Source organism: Palleronia pontilimi, assembly GCF_016412875.1.
In the GTDB taxonomy this organism is placed as follows: Bacteria; Pseudomonadota; Alphaproteobacteria; order Rhodobacterales; family Rhodobacteraceae; genus Palleronia; species Palleronia pontilimi.
Genome location: NZ_JAEKPD010000001.1, coordinates 346,936 through 365,395 on the forward strand (window position 1 = coordinate 346,936; position 18,460 = coordinate 365,395).

Consider the following 18,460-nt stretch of genomic DNA (forward strand, 5'->3'; position numbering starts at 1 on the left):
GGTGTTTCCTTCCAATCACGCTCAGCGCTTCAAGTTCGTCGTTTCCTGGAGCATCTCGTCGACGGTTTGGATGATCTTGGCGTTCGACGAATAGGCCCGTTGGGTCTGGATCAGCTGGGTCAGCTCGTTCGCCACATCCGTGGTGCTGGCTTCGCGGCTATACCCGACGGTTTCGCCTGCCGGACCTTGTCCCGCGTCCCAGAGGAACATGTCGCCGCTTTCGACTGTGACCTGGTAGATCTGGCCATCCAGCGCCTTCAGACCGTTCGGGTTCGGCAGATCGATCACCGGCACCTGGTAGATCGAGCGCGTGAACCCCGAATCGTAGACCGCGCGCACGATACCACCGCCGTCGATCTCGACCCCGAGCAGGTTGCCGACGGTCGATCCGTTCTTCGCCAGGTAGGACGGGGCGAAGGTCGAATCGAGTTGGGTGATCGCAGATGCGTCGTTCAGTCGACCGATTTCGAGAGAGATCGTGTTGCCGCCCACCGTCAGGTCGACCGTACCGTCTGCCGGGTCGTAAGCAGCACCGGTCAACGCGGTCACCGCGGCGAGCGTCCCACCACCTACGGCGCCGGTGTTGAAATCGAGTTCATATTCGGCGATGACGGCGCCCGCCGACGCAGAATCCGTGATCGACATGGTCCATTGGTTCGAGGCGCCGGTCGCCGGGACCGTTGGCGTGAAGGTGATGTTCAGCGACTCGGTCTGGCCGAGGTTGCCGAAATATTCCAGCGTCATGTCGTAGGGATCGCCCGACGATCCGGCTTCGGATTCGCCGGAGGGCAGGTTGACGAACACGGTCATCTCGCTGGTCGGGTTGGCGCTGTACTGGTTGTGAAAGATGTTCACCGGCTCGAGCCCGTCGGCGCTGTCACGGGGGAAGGACGGGAAACTGCCGTCCTGCGTGGCGGGCCATCCCAGAAGGACGTTGCCAACCGCGTCCGTCAGATACCCTTCCGAGTCGGGGCGGAAGGAACCGGTCGTCATCAGGGCCAGCGGATAGTTCGATGCCAGGTCGATCGACGCTTCGTTCGTCACCGGCATGAAGCCGCGGCCGTTGATGGCGATGTCCGTCGGGTTGGTCGAGCCCTGTAGCTGGCCCGCTTCGTCGATATAGCGCTCGGTCGTCGTGCGGACGCCGCCTGCCGTGTAGCGGCCTGCGGATCCGCTATCGACCACCATCGAATGGAAATCGGTGAAGGTGCGCTTGTAGCCGAATGTCGAGGAATTCGCGATATTGTCGGAAATGCTTGCCAGGCGCTGCGCATTCGCGTTGAGCCCGGAAACCCCTGCCGCAAGTGAAGATGAGATTGTCATGGATCGCGCCTTTTCTGCTGTCGCGGAGATCGTCCTTAAAGCAGGGTTAGCCCACCGAGCTTAACAGCGGGCTAACGCAACAGGTGTCTTTCGCGACTATCTCAGAAGAATGAGCTCGATCCGGTTGTTGCGCAGATCCATCGGATTGCGGTGGATCAGCTCGCGATCCGCGAAACCGCCGATTCTCTTGATCCTTTCGGGATCGGGACCACGCTCGGTCAGAAGGCCGCGAACGGTCTGGGCGCGTTCGGTCGACAATTCCCACGCGGTCTTGTTCGCCAGCACGATCGCTTCCGTGCGGACGTGCCCGTTTATGGCGATGTCGTTTTCGGCCAGCGTGAAGATCTCGCCGACGACGGCGAGCAGGTCGAGCATCAGCCGGGTTGGTCGGGTCGTCCCCTTTTCGAACAGGGTCGCGTCGGGCAGATCGAACAGATCGACGATCAGCCCTTCGTCGGTGACCCGCGTCACGATGTGTTGCAGCAGGTCGTCCGCGACTGCGGATTCGCCCGACGAGGCGTCGAGCATGTCCTCGATCTTGCCCAGCTCGTCCGGCAGCTCGCCGGCCGCGCTCTTGATGCCGTTCTCGGTCGGTTGGCCACCGGGCGTGGTGATGAACTGATCGCGCGAGGACACATCGTCCCCGCCGAACGCATCCGCGCCCCCGCCCGAGATCCGGGCGAGCGGGATCTCGGGACTGAAGTAATCCGCGATTCCCTTGCGCTGGGTTTCGGTCGTCGCGTTGAGCAGCCACATGAGCATGAAGAATGCCATCATCGCGGTTACGAAGTCGGCATAGGCGACCTTCCAGGCCCCGCCGTGGTGACCGCCGCCGGACACGACTTTCTTGCGTTTGACAATAATCGGCTGATTGGACGCCATGGCCCACCCCCTTCCTCAATTCCCCGCCGACGCGTGTAGCAGAGGCCCGTGAAGACCAGCCTAACCGATAAATTTATCACCTTTTGCTGGGGAAGGGCCGGTCCCAAGCTACCTGAAGCGGAACCGACGACAGGAGCGGCAATGGCGGAAAAGACCCGAAACGATCTGACGATCTACGATGACATGGCGGCCCAATGGTGGACCGACGATGTCCGCTGGATCCGCACGTTGAAGAACATGGTCCCGGGACGGCTGGCCTGGTTCGACCAACGGATCGACTGGGACGGCAAGGCGGTGCTGGATCTGGGCTGCGCGGGCGGTTTCATGGCCGAGGCACTGGCGCATCGCGGCGCGCGGGTCACGGGGATCGATCCCGCGGCCGACGCGATCGAGGCCGCGCGCGCCCACGCCGCGAAAGAGGGTCTGGATATTACGTATGATGTGGGCACGGGCGAGCGGATGGACTACCCCGACGGCGCCTTCGATGCGGTGGTCTGTGTCGATGTGCTCGAGCATGTCCAGGATCTGCAGCAGGTTCTGCGGCAGGTCGAGCGGGTGCTGAAGCCAGGGGGCATGTTCCTGTTCGACACGATCAACCGCAACCCCGTGGCCCGGCTGGCCGCGATAACGGTGGCCGAGGATCTTCTGAGGGTTCTGCCCAAGGGCACCCACGATCCCGGGATGTTCATCAAACCGAAGGAATTAACTGCCGCCCTGAAGCAAGCCGGTCTGGTGCCGCGTGATATGACGGGTTTGGGACCGCGCGGGCTCAACCGTCGATTGGATCCCGTCTTCGGACCCGTCCCCACCAAGGCGGTGATCTACATGGGGACCGCGTGGAAACCCGCCCGCGTCAGCGCCTGAGCGGGATATCCACCCAGAAGGTCGTGCCGTGGCCTTCCCTGGTGTCGAAGCCGATCGCCCCGTTCATGCTTTGGGTCAGCGTCCGGGCGATGTTCAAGCCAAGCCCCGTCCCCGCCTGCACAGAACTGGCCTGCGAATCCTTGCTGGCGAAGCGCTGGAAGATCCGCGCGCGGAAGCCTTCGGCGATCCCGGGACCATGATCCGTGACCGAGATCCGGGCGACCGCTTCGCCCCTGCGCTGCAGGCCGATGATGACCTCGGCGCCCGCGGGCGAAAACTTGGCCGCGTTGGACAGCAGGTTGATGATGACCTGTTCCAGCCGGTCCGGGTCCACATCCACCGTCAGGATTTCGTCGCAATCGTCGTAGATGAAGCTGACCCGGTGGGCTTGCGCCAGCGCCTGTTGATCCCGCGCGAGATCCCCGAGAAAGCCGTTGAGCGCCAGCGCGCGAAAGTGGAAATCCAGCTTGCCCGCCGCCGCCTTTTCGATCGACAGGATATCGTCCACGAGCCGGGATAGGCGCTGCGCGTTCGACAGGGCCAGCGTCAGCAATTGCGTATCGCTCTCATCTATCTTTCCGCTGATCGCGTGTCGCAATAGCACCAGACCCGATTTCACCGCCGTCAGCGGGGTTCGAAGCTCATGGCTGGCCGTGGCCAGGAATTCCTCTTTCATCTGGGCCAGTTCGCGCGCCTGCGTCACGTCCCGCAAAACCGCGATCGTGAAGCCGTTCGGGCCGGGGGTCCGGTCGCCATACACCACCTCGAGATACGCTTTGCGACCGTCCGAATAGGTTTGCGTCCATCCCTGGGGTCCCTCGGACTGGTCTTCGCGAAGATCGGGTGGCGCAACCGGGATCAAGTCGGCGATGGGACGGCCCAGCGCAGAATCGTCGAGCATTTCGCGGGCCGCCGGATTAGCGCTTCTGACCACACCCTGGCCGTCGAAGGTCAGAACCCCTTCGTGGACGGCATCCAGGATTTCACCAGCGCGCGCCTCGGCCGTGGCAAGACGGGCCGCAAGACCGGCGAAGGCGCGCGACAATTCCCCGATCTCGTCGCGCCGCCGGGTCGGAAGATCCATCAAGTCATCCAGCGTGCGAGTCGAGGACAGGATCTTGGTCAGCTCGCCCAAGGGTCGTGTCATGATCCGGGCGGAGATCAGACTGACCGTCAGCGCAAGGATGAACAGCGTGATCGCCATGATCAGGGTCGTGCGTTGCGCTGGTCGCGCGGGGGCAAGAAGCGTCGGACGATCGACCGGCAAGGCAACGCCCAAGCCGTCGCCCCGCAGCCATTGCGGCGCATCGACAGAGGACAGAAAGACGATGCCCCCGGTCTTGCCTGGCGTGACGGACGTGAAGCCGCCGTCGCGCATCCAGTCCCGCAGGATATCGCGATCTTCGCCCGAAAGCCGCAAATCGTCCCTCCAAGTCCGCCCCGCAAGAGCGATCGGCTGGGATTCCGCGCTTCGCATCAGGATGCTGGTGTCGGCGGGCGCATCTTTCAACAACGGCGCGAACAGAGCATCGGGCGCCACGACGATGCTGAGCAGCGCGATGGTCGGGCCTGCATGGGTGATGGGCGTCACGAAGCGCAATCCGGTCGCGCCGTCTCCGCCTTCCCGGACCATGAGCACATCCCCGGATTGCAGCCCAGCCGCCCAGCGCCGCAATTGCGTGACCGGCACGCGGGGACCTTCGCGGTCATTTGCCATGCTGACCAGCCCGTTCGGACCGCGCACCATGCCCACCAGCCCGGGCCCGCCGGTCCAGATGCCGTCCAGGGCGATCGATCTGTAATCGCCGCGTGATAGCATGACCGAGCCGAAGAGCTTGAGAAGTCGACGCTCGAGCGCTTCCAGCGAACTCTGGTCCCTCGGATCGATTCCGCCGTTCTGGCGCGCGCGCAAAGTGCCGGCAATCGCGGGCGCGCGGCTGAGCACCAGAACGTCATCGCCCACGGCGCTGATCTGTCCGTCCAGCCGGGCGGCCAGAACCCGGCTTTCGCCGCCGATACTGGCGATCGATGTTTCCAGCGCGATCTCGGTCGAGCGCAGATAGGCGAGCCCGCCCATGAGCGCGGCAGCGAGATAGCTGAGCGCGACCGTCAGGCAAATGATGCGCCCGCGCAGGCTGCGCAGCACGACCGGCGACCGCCAGCGGGGCAGATGGCGCATGCGGGCCGCCGGGCGCGCGGGGACTGACGGATCGGCCAGCGTCACGGTATCTTCCTGCTGGGTCGGGGGTTTGAAAACGTCGCGCTCACCCGTCCAGCCCTTCGGTGAATTCCGCGGGATAGCGCTTCAGCAACGCGTGCCACTTGGCGGCAAGCCGATGCGGCTGCTGGTCGAGAATCGCGATCTGCCACGCCTCGGACGCGCCGCTCAACGCCGCCCGCGCGCTTTGCCGACCGGACAGCGCGTTCTGCAGGGCCCGCGACAGGGCGGCGAAAAGCGTGCCGTATCCGGGCAGGTAAAGATCGGGAATGCACTCGGCCAGCGCGGCCTTGTGCACCTCCAGGAAGGGTTTCGAATAGATCTTCTGGATTTCGGGGTCTTCGTAGTGGATCGCGTGGAACGGATCGAAATAGCCATCGGCGGCGCGCACCGCGGGCGTCGAATGTTCCTGCGACGTGGCGAAGGTGCCGAACAGATGTCCAAGTTCGGGGCTTCGCGCACGCTGCGGAACGACGTAGGACCAGCCCCAGTTGAAATACGAGCTATGCTCGCGCTTTTCGCCCGGCAGGCGGCTATAGACCAGCTTGCCGCGCACCCGTGATCCCGGTGCGTTGAAGGCCTTTTGCGATCCGCCCCAGCCGATGTTGCAATAGATGTCCTGCTTCTGAAACAGCCTCCAATTCTCGAACAAGCCTGCCGAAGCGGTGGCGGGATGCAGGTAGGCGGTCGCCGCGATCATCTGTTCCAGCGCTTCGACGGCGGGATCCTGATGCAGCAGGGGGTGAAGCTCGGCATCGAAGGGCAAATGGCCCTTGGCATGCATCCGCGACCAGAATTCCCAGACGAGGTATCCCGGTGTCCGGAACAACGCCCCGCCATATTGGCCGGATGCGGGGCGGTGGAAGAAGGCCATCTGCCGGTCGAGCTCGGGCCATGTCGATGGGCGCGTCAGGGGGTGTCCGTAGCGGTCGGCGTAGCGGGCCGCATTGTCCGTCAACATGTCCTGGCGATAGAACATGAGATACACGTCGCCATCCGTCTGAAGTCCGTAGCGCTCGCCGTCCACGATATCGCCCATGGTGTAGAGCCCCGGTTCGCTGACCGGGAGCCGACCGATACGGGCATCGATCTGGTCGTGGGACGCGATGATCCGCGCCGCCACGAGGTCCTGGATATTGAAGGTCGCCGGCAGGGCGAAATCCGGCTGATCGGTGTCCGACAGCGCGCCCAGCGTCATGGTTCGATGAACGTCATCGACCGGGACCACGTCCAAGGCGACAGGGATGCCGGTTTCGTGGGTCCAGTCCGCGATAACCGCGTCCAGATTGGCCTGCGAGCCGTCCGGGACAAGACCCACGAGCGGTCGGCCATCGCGATTGGCCCAGTGCCGTGCCATCCCGACGATATCGCCACGCGCCGTGCCCGCCAGGCCGATAGCGCCCAGCCCGCCCAACAGCATCGCGCGGCGACTTGGCAAATCGGGACTCATGGCGTGCTCCTTACCGCTTGCTTGCCCCGGTCGGATACCATCGGAAGGGTTACCCGGCGCTTAATGGCGATCGGATGTCCGCATTCACGACCTGTTAACTTTGGACGTGCAACCCTGCACGAAGCGCCATCAGGAGGATCCGATGACATCGCTTCAGCCGCAGGACATGCGTGTCCTTTTGATCGAAGACGCGCCTGCCACGGCAGCTGTCTTGCAGCTTTACCTTGAAGAAATGGGAATGCCCGAAGCCCATTGGATCGAATCCCTGGAAGAGGCCGAGGCGCTTGCGCCGTCGATCGAACGCGGGGATTTCGATGTGATCGTATCCGATCTTATCCTCAGCGATGCCGACGCCAGCGGATTTCTGAACCGGGTGATGGCCGCGGGAACGCGGTGCCAGGTGCTGATCTGCTCGGGGGATGCCGAGCGGTCGCGCAAGATGGACCTTCCCGCGGAAGCCATCCTGGCCAAGCCGGTATCCTACGAAGCCTTGTCCTTCGCCATGGCGCGGCTGGGCGCGAAGATGACGGCCAACTGCTGAACGCACCCCCGCTGCACCCGCTTGCCGCATACGGCAACAAGGCTATCTGCTGCCCAGTACGAACGTGAAGGCGAAGCCATGTCGGGATTGATTGCGCTGCTGGATGATGTGGCCGCCATTGCCAAGGTGGCGGCGTCATCGGTGGACGACGTGATCGGCCAGGCAACGAAAGCGTCGACGAAGGCTGCTGGTGCAGTGATCGACGACGCGGCCGTCACGCCGAAATATGTGCATGGCTTTTCGGCCGAACGCGAGCTTCCGATCGTCTGGAAGATCGCCAAGGGCTCTTTTTTCAACAAGCTCGTCATCCTGCTGCCGGTGGCGCTTCTGCTGGCCAGTTTCGCGACCTGGGCGATCCCGCCCCTGCTGATGCTCGGCGGGGGATACCTGTGTTTCGAGGGGGCGGAAAAGATCTGGCACAAGATCAATCCGTCCAACCACGAAAGCGAGGAGCTGGTCGAGAAGAAGAAGGCCGACGCATCGCTCGAAGAACAGAAGGTAAAGGGTGCGATCAAGACCGACTTCATCCTGTCGGCTGAAATCATGACGATCGTCCTGTCCAACCTGCCCGAAGATCTGGGGATCGTGATGGTCGCCGCAAGCCTGGCGGTCGCCGGGATCCTGATCACCATCGCCGTTTACGGGGCGGTGGCGCTGATCGTGAAAGCCGACGACGCCGGGATCGCCATGGCGGCAAACGGCCGTCTGGCGGCGACCCGCGCGACCGGCCGCTTCGTCGTCAAGGCCATGCCGGTGCTGCTGACGGTGCTCGTGGTGGTCGGGACCGCGGCCATGATCTGGGTGGGCGGCAACATCATCGTGCACAGCCTGAACGAGCTGGGATGGCACCTGCCCTATGACGTGATCCACGACGCGGCCGTTGCGGCGGCCGAAGCGGTGGGACGTGCGCCGGGCCTCGTCGAGTGGAGCGTCACCGCCTTCCTGGACGGCGTGATTGGACTGGCGCTGGGTCTGCTGCTGATCCCGATCACGAAGCCCTTCGCATCCATGTTCGGAAGCGAGAAGGCCGCGCATTGATCCGGCCGGCCGCGCTGGCCGGACCGGATCGGCTCAAGAACGCTGTTATTTTGAGCCTTTCCTGACCTCCTCGGCCAGATCCAGTCCGTTCAGGCGCGCCACGTGGTCGGCCAGCATCGGGACGTAATCGCCCCCCTTCCCGATCGCGCCCACATGGGCGTAGTAGTTTCGGCTCGCCGCTCCGATGGGATTCATCACACCCGCGCCCTGCGCCATCGACGCGACATAGGTCACGTCCTTCAGTGCGTTCGTGATGGTGAACTTGTGCGCCTCGGGGTCGCGATCCACGGCGTAGCGCATGAAGGTGTCGAAAAAGCCGTTCGACATGCGCGATTCGCCGATCACCTTGCGGATCGTCTGGGGCGAGACACCGGCCGCGGCACCAAGGCTCAGCGCTTCGGCGAAAAGCGCGCCGTAGCCCAGGGCGATGAAGTTCATGATCAGCTTCATTCGGTGCGCCGAGCCGGTCGGCCCCACGTGATTGATGGTGCCCGCCCAGCACTCGATGATCGGCCGAAGGGTCCGGAAGGTTTCGTCATCGCAGCCGACCATGGCGTCCAGCGTGCCCTCTTCGGCCTCTTTCGGCGTGCGCCCGAGCGGGGCGTCGCAAAAGGTCATGCCCGCCTCGGCCAGCTCCGCGGCCAGCGCGTCGGTGGAATTCGGATCCGCGGTGGTGCAGTCGACGACGATCAGCCCGCGCTTGCCGCTGGACACGATCCCGTCGTCGCCGCGGATGACGTCTTCGACCTGCGGCGAATTCGACAGGCAGATGTGGATGATGTCGCACGCCTCGGCCATGGCGCGCGGGCTGGCCGCCTCGGTCGCGCCCTGCGACACAAGGTCGTCGATCGGCTCGCGGTTCCGGTTGCCCTTGATCTGCAGCGGATAGCCGCCTTTCAGTATGTTTTTGGCCATTCCGTGGCCCATATAGCCCACACCGATGAACCCGATGGTCGGTTTGTCTGCCATGTCATGCTCCCTGTTCTGCCCGCGATGGTATACCAAGTTGCGGGCCGTTCAAGCGGGCCCTTGCAGGCGGGCGGTGCCAGCTTAGGTGACACCGCATGATCGACGGTATTGCCCCAGATACGCTTCCGATGCTGCACTTTCGCGGCCTTCTGGAAGACCGCGTCCGGCTGGCCGCGGTCATCGTGCGGCGACACGGCCAGACACCGCCCCCGCTGCACACGCCCGACGGTGCGCACGAGGCGACGCCGATCGGGGACGGTGCGGGCGCGACCCTGTGGCGCTATACGTTCGAGCTGCCCGTCGGCCGCGATGCGGGCTACACGTTCGACGGACGGCGCTACGCGGTGACCACCGACTTTTCGGGCGATCTGAGCGTCGCCTACACCTCGTGCAACGGGCAGGAGCATGGCGACCTGGCGCGGCCCGTGGCCAGCCGAAACCGCATGTGGCGGCAATTGGCCGAGCGCAATGCCCGCGCGCCGGTCCATCTGCTGTTGCAGGGCGGCGACCAGATCTACGCCGACGAAGCGACCCACGCGCACCCACTGACGCGCGATTGGCCGGATGTCCCGGATCGACGCCTGGATCCCGAAACCCGGGCCGAGCTCGCGCGCAGCCTGCACGACGCCTTCTTCCTGCGCTACGCGACCCAGGCGGCGCAGCCGGGCTACGCGGATGTCGCGGCCCGCATCCCGTCGCTGTGCATGTGGGACGACCACGATATCTGCGACGGGTGGGGATCGCTGCCCGCGAAGGTGCTCGACTCGAGCATCGGGCGCTGCCTGTTCTCCACGGCCCGCGCCGCCTTCCTGATGTTCCAGATGGCGTGTACCCCGGACGAGCGCCCCGATATCGTGACCGGCGATGGCCACCTGTCATGGCATGTCGCCCTGCCGGGGGTCAGCTTCGTGGCACCCGACCTGCGCAGCACCCGTCGCCCCGATCGCGTCATGGACGACGCGTGCTGGACAGATCTCGAGACGGTCTTCGGCAAGGCCAATTCGGGACACATGTTCCTTCTGTCCAGCGTGCCCGCGCTGGGCCCGCGGCTGTCGCTGATCGAGCGCGCCATGCAGCTGACCAACCGGATGGAGAAATACGAAGACGATCTGCGCGACCAGTGGCAAAGCCGTGCGCACCGCCGCGAATGGCAGCGCTTCCTGCGCCTGCTGCTGGACCGCCACGGCGACCCGGATACCCCCGTCACCGTGCTGTCGGGCGAAATCCACCTGGCGACGCGGGCGACGATGGATTGCAGCGCGGGGCCGCTGCACCAGTTGGTCGCATCGGGCATATCGCATCCCGCCCCGCCGCGGCTGTTCGCCCGGGGGCTGGGCACGCTGGCCCGGCTGGGCGAGGCGCCGTTGCCCGAACACCCGATCCGCTTGCGGTCCCTGCCGGGCCGACCGGGCATCTATTGTGCCCAGCGCAATTACCTGATGCTCGAACGCAGCTCGGGCAGCTGGACCGCCCAGTGGGCGCTGGAGAAGACCGGGCTGACGCCGCCGCTGGCGCTATAGCGGCGGCGCCGGAGTTATCCGATCAGGACGGGCAGCCCGCGCCCGCGTCGATCCAGGCTTGGGTCAACGCGCCGAACTGTTCCTGCGAGCCGGGCGCGGGTGTGCGCCCCTCGCCCGGGTGCCAACCCCAGCCGACCAGACCGTCCTCGGCATTGTGCTCGTGGATCTCGGCCAGGTCGCGGCCGCCGTTGCGCTCGGGGTCCTTCAACTGGGCGCAGATCTCGGGAACCGACAGCCCGACCCATCCCATGGACACCGGCGCCAGCATCCAGGGCTCGTGGCCCGGCACCGATCCCTCGGCGCCCACATAGGCCACGTTTTCATTGCCGTGGCAGGTCGAGCACTCCATCCCGACGGCGCCCATGCCCTGCGCGCGGACCACGGTCGGCTGGTGCGGCTGCATGTCGTCGCCCTGCAGCGGGCCGCCCGAGACCGGGTGGCAGTTCAGGCAGCGCGGGTGCTGAAGCACTTTCGCCATCTCGGTGAAGAGCGCGGCGGCGCGTTCGGCATCGTCCCCGATACTGTCGAAGGAGGCGACCGGGGCAAGCTCGGTCGCCATTGCGGGCACTTGATTTTCCGCCAAGGCGGGCGCGCTGAAAAGCGCACCCAGGGCGATCAATGTCACCAGTTTCATCTGTACTTTCCCCTTCAGGACATATTGGCCCGGAAGGGCAGTTGGTGTTGGGTTTTTCCGGTGAGTGCGCGCCACGCATTCGCAACGGCGGGCAGGACGGGCGGAGTACCGGGCTCGCCCACGCCCTTTGGTTCGGCCTGGCTGTCGATGATCGACACGTCGACCTGCGGCATCTCGTTGATCCGAAGCGAGCGGTAGCTGTCGAAGTTGCTTTCCTGCACGCGGCCGCCTTCCCCGAGAGTGATCGCGGAATAAAGCCCGTGGCCCAGCCCATAGCCGATGCCGCCCTCCATCTGCGCCTTCACGACGTCCGGCGTCACGGCGACACCGCAATCCACGGCGCACCAGACCTTCCTGACGAACGGCATGCCGTCCCGATCCTCGACCTCGGCGATCTGGGCGACGTAGCTGCCGAAGCTGCGGACCACGGCCACGCCCAAACGCGTGTCGCCGGTGCCCGGACCGGACCAGTTCGCCATCTCGGCCACGCGCTGCAGCACGGCCGCGTCGCGGGGGCGATCGCCCTTCATCATGTCCAGCCGACCCTGCACGGCGTCCTTGCCGGTGGCTTCCAGCACTTCGTCCAAGAACGTCTCGACCGCGTGGGCGGTGTGGGTGTGCCCGACCGAGCGCCACCACAGAACCGACACCGGGCTTTGCTGCGGCACCCAGGTCAGGCGCTTGGCGGGCAGCACGTAGGGCAGATCGTTCGCGCCCTCGTAGGACGTGGGATCCAGCCCGTCGCGCATGGCCATCGCTTCCATCGGGGTGCCCGCCATGATCGACTGGTTGACGACCACGTTGTCCCAGGCGGTGATGTTGCCGTCGGTATCGAGCCCGGCGCGCAGGCGGTGCACCGTCAGGGGCCGGTAGTGGCCGCCGCGGATATCGTTTTCGCGGGTCCACATGACCTTGTACGCGCCGTCGCCCCCGGCCTTGGCGACGCTCGCCAATTCCTGCGCGAAATGCGACGCCTGCGTGGCGCGTCGGCCGAACGAGCCGCCGCCATACATCGTGTGGACGCGCACCTTTTCAGGGGACAGGCCCAGCACACCGGCGATGGTCTGGTTGTCGGCGGTCGGGAACTGGCACCCGATCCACGCGTCGACTTCGCCGTTCTTGACCTCGATCACGCCGTCCAGCGTCTCCATCGGCGCGTGGGCGAGATAGGGGAACACGTACTCGGCCTCGATCACCCGGTCAGCGCCAGCGAAAGCGTCGTCGATCGCGCCGGTGTCTTCCACGACCTTGCCCGCGCCGAAGATGGCGGCCTGCAGGAAATCGGCAGCGATCTGGTCCGAGGATCGCGTTTCCGCGCCGCTGCTGTCCCATTCGACATTCAGCGCATCGCGGCCCTTCAGGGCGGCGAAGGTGTTGTCGGCGATGACCGCGACGCCGCTGGGCACCTGCGCCACCTGGCGCACGCCCGCGACTTCAAGCGCGGCGCTATCGTCCACCGACGCCACCGTGGCGCCGAATTGCGGCGGGTGCAGCATGGCGACGGTCTTCATCCCGTCGCGGTAGAGATCCAGCGCAAAGGTGGCCGTGCCGTTGGACTTCTCTTCCGAATCAAGCCGGGTGACGCTTGTGCCGATCAGGGTGAAGTCCTTGGGATCCTTCAGCTTGACGCCCACGGGCACCTCGCCCTTCATCGCCTCTTCGGCCAGCTCGCCAAAGCGCGCCGTGCGGTCCGATTTCGTATGGCTGACCACGCCTTTCGACACGGTGATTTCCGACGTCGGAACACCCCAGACCCGACCGGCGGCATCCACCAGCATGGCGCGCGCGGCGGCACCGGCTTCACGCATCTGCATGTAGGAATTGGCAAGGCCAGTGGATCCGCCCGTGCCCTGGATGCCGAAGAACAGGTTCTTGTAAAGCGCCAGGTTCTCGGGCGCGGCTTCGGCGCGCATCTGCGACCAGTCGGCGTCCAGCTCTTCGGCCACCAGGATCGGCAGGCCGGTATTCGCGCCCTGCCCGATCTCGATATGCTTGACCAGGACGGTCACCGTGTCGTCGGGCGCGATCCGCACGAAGGCGTTGGGCGCCAGCAATTCGGTCCCGTCGCCGGTGGCGATGCGGGCGGCCTGCGCGCGGGCCTTGCCCGGCAGATGGGTGGCCAGGACCAGACCGGTGGCCCCGGCTAGGAAGCCGCGGCGGGTGGGGGTAACGGCGGTGGGTTTCAGAATGTGGGGATACATGGCTCAGGCCTCCAAACTGTCTGAGGCCTGTCGGATCGCCTTGCGGATCCGGGCGTATGTGGCGCAGCGGCAGATATTGCCTGCCATGGCGTTGTCGATTTCTTCGTCCGTGGGCTTGGGAATCACCTGCAACAGCGCGGTGGCGCTCATCACCTGGCCGGACTGGCAATAGCCGCATTGCGGCACGTTGATGTCGACCCACGCGGCCTTGACCGCTTCGGCTTCGGGGCCTGTGACCTCTTCGATGGTTTCCACCCGCGCGCCTTCCAGCGTCGACAGCGGCGTGACGCAAGAGCGGCGCGTCTGCCCGTCCAGCAGCACGGTGCAGGCGCCGCACTGGGCGATGCCGCAGCCGAACTTGGTGCCGGTCAGCTTCAGCTCGTCCCGAAGGACCCACAGAAGCGGCGTGTCGGGGTCGGCGTCGACGGTGACGTCCTTGCCGTTGACGGTGAAGGAAGTGGGCATGGGAAGATCTCCGGGTGGCTATGTCATGGGGGCTGACCGGCAAGATAGCTTGCCTGGCGGGGCTGTCACATCACGATTGAGCTTAAAGCGATCTAAGACGGATTTCGCCCACGCCCCGGCGATCCGGCGGAGGCAAAGGCCGTTGGTCAAAGCGAAAGACCGCTCGATGGCAGTCGGCGCGGCTCACACGGACACCCCATCCCTAGACGGCGAAAATTCGGTGCTGGCGCCGTCGCTCAGGGCCTGCACGGCGCGGTGCTGTGTCAGGAACACCCGACCCGTCAGATCGTTCAGGAAGTGGGTCGTCTTCAGCCGATCCATCACAGGGCCCTTCACCTCGCTGAGGTGAAACTTGATATCGCGGTCCCTCAGCCGCGCGTTGATCGCCTCGAGGCTTTCCAGCGCGCTCATGTCGATCGCGTTCACGGCCGAGCACATCAGGATCACGTGTTCCAGGTCATCGCGCCGGGAAATCATGTCGTAGATCCGGTCCTCCAGGTTGCGGGCATTGGCGAAATACAGGCTTTCGTCCACCCGCACCGACAGGATCCCCTTCTGCACCACCACATCGTGGCGGTCGACGTTGCGGTAATGTTCGGTCCCGGGCACCTGGCCCACCACCGCCATGTGCGGGCGCGATGACTTGTAGAGATGGATCAGGACCGAGATCAGGACGCCCGCCGACACGCCGACCTCGACCCCAAGGGCCAGGGTCAGCAGGATCGTCGCCGAAACGGCGGCGAAATCCGCCTTGGAACAGGCCCAGCTGCGTCTCAGGATCGAGAAATCAACCAGGCTCAGGACCGCGACGATGATCGTGGCCGCCAACGTCGCCTTGGGCAGGTAATAGATCAAGGGCGTCAGCATCAGCGCGGCGATGGCCAGCCCGACCGCCGTGAAGGCGCCCGCGGCGGGGGTTCGGGCCCCGGCGTCGAAGTTCACGACGGACCGCGCGAAGCCACCGGTGACAGGAAACCCACCCGTGAAGGACGCGCCGAGGTTGGCGGCCCCCAGTCCGATCAGCTCTTGGTCCGGGTCGATATACTGGCGGCGCTTGGCCGCGAGCGTCTGGGCGACCGAGATCGACTCGACGAAGCCGATGATCGAGATCAAGACGGCGGGCCCGATCATCGCGACCATCACGTCCGGCCGAAACGACGGCAGCGTCAGGGGCGGCAGCGCCTGCGGCACGGACCCGACGATATCGACGCCACGATCCGCAAGGTCGAAGGCCCAGACCGCCAGCGTCGTGGCCAGAACGGCGAAGACGGGACCGGCCCTGGCCCCCACTTCCGACAAGGTCCCGCCCAGGCCCGTCCGCAGCAGAAGGGGTTTCAGCCCCTTGCGCACCCAGAACAAAAAGGCGGTGGCACTCACGCCCAGCAGGAGGGTGATCCAGTTGATCGTGCCAAGGGACATCCAAAGCCCGTGCAGCATCTCGATCAGCGTATCGCCCGACGCGCTGACCCCAAGGATGTGCTTCAGCTGGCTGGTGGCGATCAGGATGCCGCTGGCGGTGATGAACCCGGCGATGACCGGATGCGACAGGAAGTTCGCCAGGAAGCCCAGCCGGAACAGCCCCAGGATCACCAGGAACGCGCCCGACAAAAACGCCAGCGTCAGCGCGGCCGTGACATGGTCGATGCCCTGATCGCCCAGCTTGCCGATGGCCGCAGCCGTCATCAGCGACACCACGGCGACCGGCCCGACCGCCAGCGTGCGCGAGGTGCCGAAGATCGCGTAAAGCACGATGGGCAGGATCGACGCATAGATGCCCGCCTCGGGCGGCAATCCCGCCAGCAGCGCGTAGGCCAGCGATTGCGGCACCAGCATGATCGTCACGATCACGGCCGCGACCAGGTCGCCGCCCAGCTTGCCCCGGTCATAGCGGCGCCCCCAATCCAGGATCGGCAGGTATCGCAGCGCGAATTTCATTCCGGTCATGTCCCTACGAACAGTTTCGTTTCCGTCCAGCGCGCCACCCGCCCGCCGGCGCGCCGAATCGTCCTGACCTGAGATTCCGTGTCCAAAACCGGGTCCGTCAGAATTTGTCGACCGGCAGCTTCAGGTAATGCGCACCGTCACTTTCCGCCTTGGGCAATCGTCCGCCACGCAGGTTGATCTGTAGCACGGCCAGCATGCGGTCGGGCAGCGCCAGGGTCGCGTCGCGCTGTTCGCGCGTTGCGATGAAGGCCGCCCTGTCGGCGTCACCGCCCACATGGATGTTGTGGGCCTTCTGGTCACTGACCGTCGACTCCCATTCCGGCCGGTCGCGGCCGTCGGCACCGTAATCGTGACCGACGAACAGGCGCGTTTCACCGGGCAATTCCAGGATGGCTTGCAGCGAATTCCACAGATCCTCGGCGCTTCCGCCGGGGAAATCCGCGCGTGCCGTGCCGCTGTCGGGCTGCATGAACGTGTCGTGCACGAAGGCCGCATCGCCACAGATATAGGTGATCGACCCCAGCGTATGGCCGGGCGACAGCATCACCCGCATGTCCAGATCGCCCAGCTTGAAGACGTCGCCGTCGGCAAAAAGGTGGTCGAAATCCCGGGCGGGATCGAAGGCATCGGGCGTGTTGTAGATACCGCGCCACAACCCGGCGATCTCGGTGACCTTTTCGCCGATGGCATTGGGCGCGCCGGTGCGATCCTTCAGCCGCGCCGACGCCATCGCGTGATCCGCGTGGGGATGGGTGTCGAGCACCCATTCCACCGACAGGCCGTGCTGCTTCACCACGTCCAGCACCTGCTCCATGCTACGCGTGCCGGTGGCGAAGCTGGCCGGATCGAAATTCAGCACGACGTCGATCAGCGCGGCCTTCCCGGTCGCGGGATCGGCGCAGATATACTGGATCGAACCGGTATCGGGCTCGTAGATACCCCAGACGTCGGGGCTTTGCGCGCCGGTCGACGGCGAATGACGCACGATGGCTTGGTCCAGTTTCGACGCATTCGACATGGTCAGGCTCCTTTGGCTTAGGAAACGAGGAAGGATCCAGCCCCGCCTTCATCGCACCGGTTGCGATGGGCACCCCGCCGAACGGATCGGACCACAGCGCGGATCTTGGTATCGCTGCGGGTTCAATCGGCTCGGCTGCGTGGGTTCGCCTTGGCCTTCATCGTTGCAGGGATTATATCTGAGTCATGTCTAAATTAGTCAATGCTAATATAAAAGACAACCGGCCCTCGCTGCCCGATCTGGAGGCGCGCGCGTCAGAGGTCGCGACCCAGCTCGGTCTGCTGTCCAATCCCCACAGGCTGATGGTTCTGTGTCACTTGCTGGAAGGCGAGCGATCCGTCGGAGCCTTGCAGTCGCAAGTGGATCTGAGCCAATCGGCGCTCAGCCAGCACCTGGCGCGATTGCGCGACGCGGGCGTGGTCGCCACGCGCCGCGATCGGCAGACGATCTTCTACCGGATCGCCGATCCCCGGGTGCAGAAGATGATCGAGGCACTTTACCTGATCTACTGCGTTCCGGACTGAGCACCTCTCGCCGCGCGATATCCCGCTCCGATGTTGCCCTAGGCGGAGGACCAGCATCACGGACGCCCGGGTCGAGGTGCATCGTCAGATACGGTTTGGCCCGGTTTCTTCTTGGACTCCAATTACAAGAAGCAAGCGCGCTCCGTCCCGGCAATCCGGTGGCGCAAGCACCTCGCCGCAGCCGATGCTATTTCTCGGCGGCGGCACGCCTGACATCCATGCCCGGCAGCGATACCACGTTGCCCCTACACCATGACGCTGGCCTTAATCGCCTTCGAGACGGAGATGATGTTCACGTATCCCTGGTCCGTCGTCTTCGTGTCCGAAGGCATCTAGGCAATGTCCGAGATGGGGATATTCCTGTCGATCCTGTCGGGCGGCATCCTCTACAGCTGGCGCGAGGGAATCTTTCGATGGGAGTGATGCCCGATCTATCCCTCGCGGCGGTCGCGCGGCTTCTGGAACGACCGGATCTGCGCCGCGCGCAGACACCGCACGACGCGGGCATCCTGCTGGTTGCGGGCGACATCCCCGGTGACGCGGCCGAAGCGTTGGGCCGCGTCCAAGATCAGGTTCCCCGGCCCCGGTCGACCGTGACCTGGACAGACCAGCCAGACATCGCAGACGTTTTGCGGGACGCGTGCCAGGCCGTCTGTTCGGGCGAACGGGACGAAGACGACAGCAGTCCCGACGCGCCTCCCAACACATGGAAAGGCATCGGACCGCACGGACAGGGCGGCAAGGAAATGATGGGCGGCACCCCCTACGGCCGCCCCATGGCGATGAAGGGCCCCAACCTGCGGGACGGTTTGCAGGTGGATCGCTCCACCGCGCGCTTGCCCTCGCGGTGCCCGGCACCCTGCTGATCG

At 65.2% G+C, this 18,460-nt stretch carries 16 protein-coding genes; 6 read left to right on the forward strand and 10 right to left on the reverse strand.

Going from position 1 to position 18,460, the window contains the following annotated elements:
• Positions 1-21: 21 nt before the first annotated feature.
• Both ILP92_RS01750 and ILP92_RS01755 read right to left on the reverse strand, forming a co-directional pair.
• Positions 22-1,323, reverse strand: a complete 1,302-nt coding sequence (locus tag ILP92_RS01750; protein ID WP_198914635.1) for a flagellar hook protein FlgE — start codon at positions 1,321-1,323, stop codon at positions 22-24.
• A gap of 96 nt (positions 1,324-1,419) precedes the next feature.
• Positions 1,420-2,205 (reverse strand): OmpA/MotB family protein, encoded by a 786-nt coding sequence (locus ILP92_RS01755; RefSeq protein WP_198914636.1) that lies wholly within the window; start codon positions 2,203-2,205, stop codon positions 1,420-1,422.
• 141 nt (positions 2,206-2,346) lie between these two features.
• On the opposite strand from ILP92_RS01755, the gene ubiG reads away from it, so the two are divergent.
• Positions 2,347-3,069, forward strand: a complete 723-nt coding sequence (gene ubiG, locus ILP92_RS01760; protein WP_198914637.1) for a bifunctional 2-polyprenyl-6-hydroxyphenol methylase/3-demethylubiquinol 3-O-methyltransferase UbiG — start codon at positions 2,347-2,349, stop codon at positions 3,067-3,069.
• Here ubiG and ILP92_RS01765 read toward each other — a convergent pair.
• Positions 3,059-5,293, reverse strand: a complete 2,235-nt coding sequence (locus tag ILP92_RS01765; RefSeq protein ID WP_198914638.1) for a sensor histidine kinase — start codon at positions 5,291-5,293, stop codon at positions 3,059-3,061. The two genes, ubiG and ILP92_RS01765, sit on opposite strands and share 11 nt — an antisense overlap.
• A 40-nt stretch (positions 5,294-5,333) precedes the next feature.
• Complete coding sequence (locus ILP92_RS01770) at positions 5,334-6,737, reverse strand: extracellular solute-binding protein (protein WP_198914639.1); 1,404 nt, start codon at positions 6,735-6,737, stop codon at positions 5,334-5,336.
• Positions 6,738-6,879: 142 nt separating this feature from the next.
• Here ILP92_RS01770 and ILP92_RS01775 point away from each other — a divergent pair, with 142 nt between their 5' ends.
• Positions 6,880-7,278 carry a response regulator gene (locus ILP92_RS01775; protein ID WP_198914640.1) on the forward strand — a complete coding sequence of 133 codons (399 nt, stop codon included), beginning with the start codon at positions 6,880-6,882 and terminating at the stop codon, positions 7,276-7,278.
• Between the two features lie 78 nt (positions 7,279-7,356).
• Positions 7,357-8,316, forward strand: coding sequence for a DUF808 domain-containing protein (locus tag ILP92_RS01780; protein WP_198914641.1), 960 nt, complete (start codon positions 7,357-7,359; stop codon positions 8,314-8,316).
• A 45-nt stretch (positions 8,317-8,361) separates the two neighbouring features.
• Here the strand turns inward: ILP92_RS01780 and ILP92_RS01785 are convergent, their stop codons facing one another.
• A complete protein-coding gene (locus tag ILP92_RS01785) occupies positions 8,362-9,285 on the reverse strand; it encodes an NAD(P)-dependent oxidoreductase (protein ID WP_198914642.1) in 924 nt (307 codons plus the stop codon).
• Positions 9,286-9,380: 95 nt separating this feature from the next.
• Between ILP92_RS01785 and ILP92_RS01790 the strand changes: the two genes are divergently transcribed.
• A complete protein-coding gene (locus tag ILP92_RS01790; protein ID WP_198914643.1) occupies positions 9,381-10,805 on the forward strand; it encodes an alkaline phosphatase D family protein in 1,425 nt (474 codons plus the stop codon).
• A gap of 22 nt (positions 10,806-10,827) precedes the next feature.
• Here the strand turns inward: ILP92_RS01790 and ILP92_RS01795 are convergent, their stop codons facing one another.
• From ILP92_RS01795 to ILP92_RS01815, 5 genes are all read right to left on the reverse strand, one after another.
• Entirely contained in the window at positions 10,828-11,364 is a 537-nt protein-coding gene (locus tag ILP92_RS01795; protein ID WP_438361541.1) for an Isoquinoline 1-oxidoreductase subunit, read from the reverse strand.
• Positions 11,365-11,453: 89 nt separating this feature from the next.
• Entirely contained in the window at positions 11,454-13,640 is a 2,187-nt protein-coding gene (locus ILP92_RS01800) for a xanthine dehydrogenase family protein molybdopterin-binding subunit (RefSeq protein ID WP_198914645.1), read from the reverse strand.
• Positions 13,641-13,643: 3 nt separating this feature from the next.
• The gene (locus ILP92_RS01805; RefSeq protein WP_198914646.1) at positions 13,644-14,105 is read right to left on the reverse strand and encodes a (2Fe-2S)-binding protein; all 462 of its coding nucleotides are present in this window, start codon (positions 14,103-14,105) and stop codon (positions 13,644-13,646) included.
• Between the two features lie 183 nt (positions 14,106-14,288).
• Positions 14,289-16,040 carry a SulP family inorganic anion transporter gene (locus ILP92_RS01810; protein WP_198914647.1) on the reverse strand — a complete coding sequence of 584 codons (1,752 nt, stop codon included), beginning with the start codon at positions 16,038-16,040 and terminating at the stop codon, positions 14,289-14,291.
• 106 nt (positions 16,041-16,146) lie between these two features.
• The gene (locus ILP92_RS01815) at positions 16,147-17,067 is read right to left on the reverse strand and encodes an MBL fold metallo-hydrolase (RefSeq protein WP_198914648.1); all 921 of its coding nucleotides are present in this window, start codon (positions 17,065-17,067) and stop codon (positions 16,147-16,149) included.
• Positions 17,068-17,252: 185 nt separating this feature from the next.
• On the opposite strand from ILP92_RS01815, the gene ILP92_RS01820 reads away from it, so the two are divergent.
• Together ILP92_RS01820 and ILP92_RS01825 are read left to right on the forward strand one after the other, a co-directional pair.
• Positions 17,253-17,591 carry an ArsR/SmtB family transcription factor gene (locus ILP92_RS01820; protein WP_198914649.1) on the forward strand — a complete coding sequence of 113 codons (339 nt, stop codon included), beginning with the start codon at positions 17,253-17,255 and terminating at the stop codon, positions 17,589-17,591.
• 422 nt (positions 17,592-18,013) lie between these two features.
• Positions 18,014-18,457, forward strand: a complete 444-nt coding sequence (locus ILP92_RS01825; RefSeq protein ID WP_198914650.1) for a hypothetical protein — start codon at positions 18,014-18,016, stop codon at positions 18,455-18,457.
• Positions 18,458-18,460: the final 3 nt, after the last annotated feature.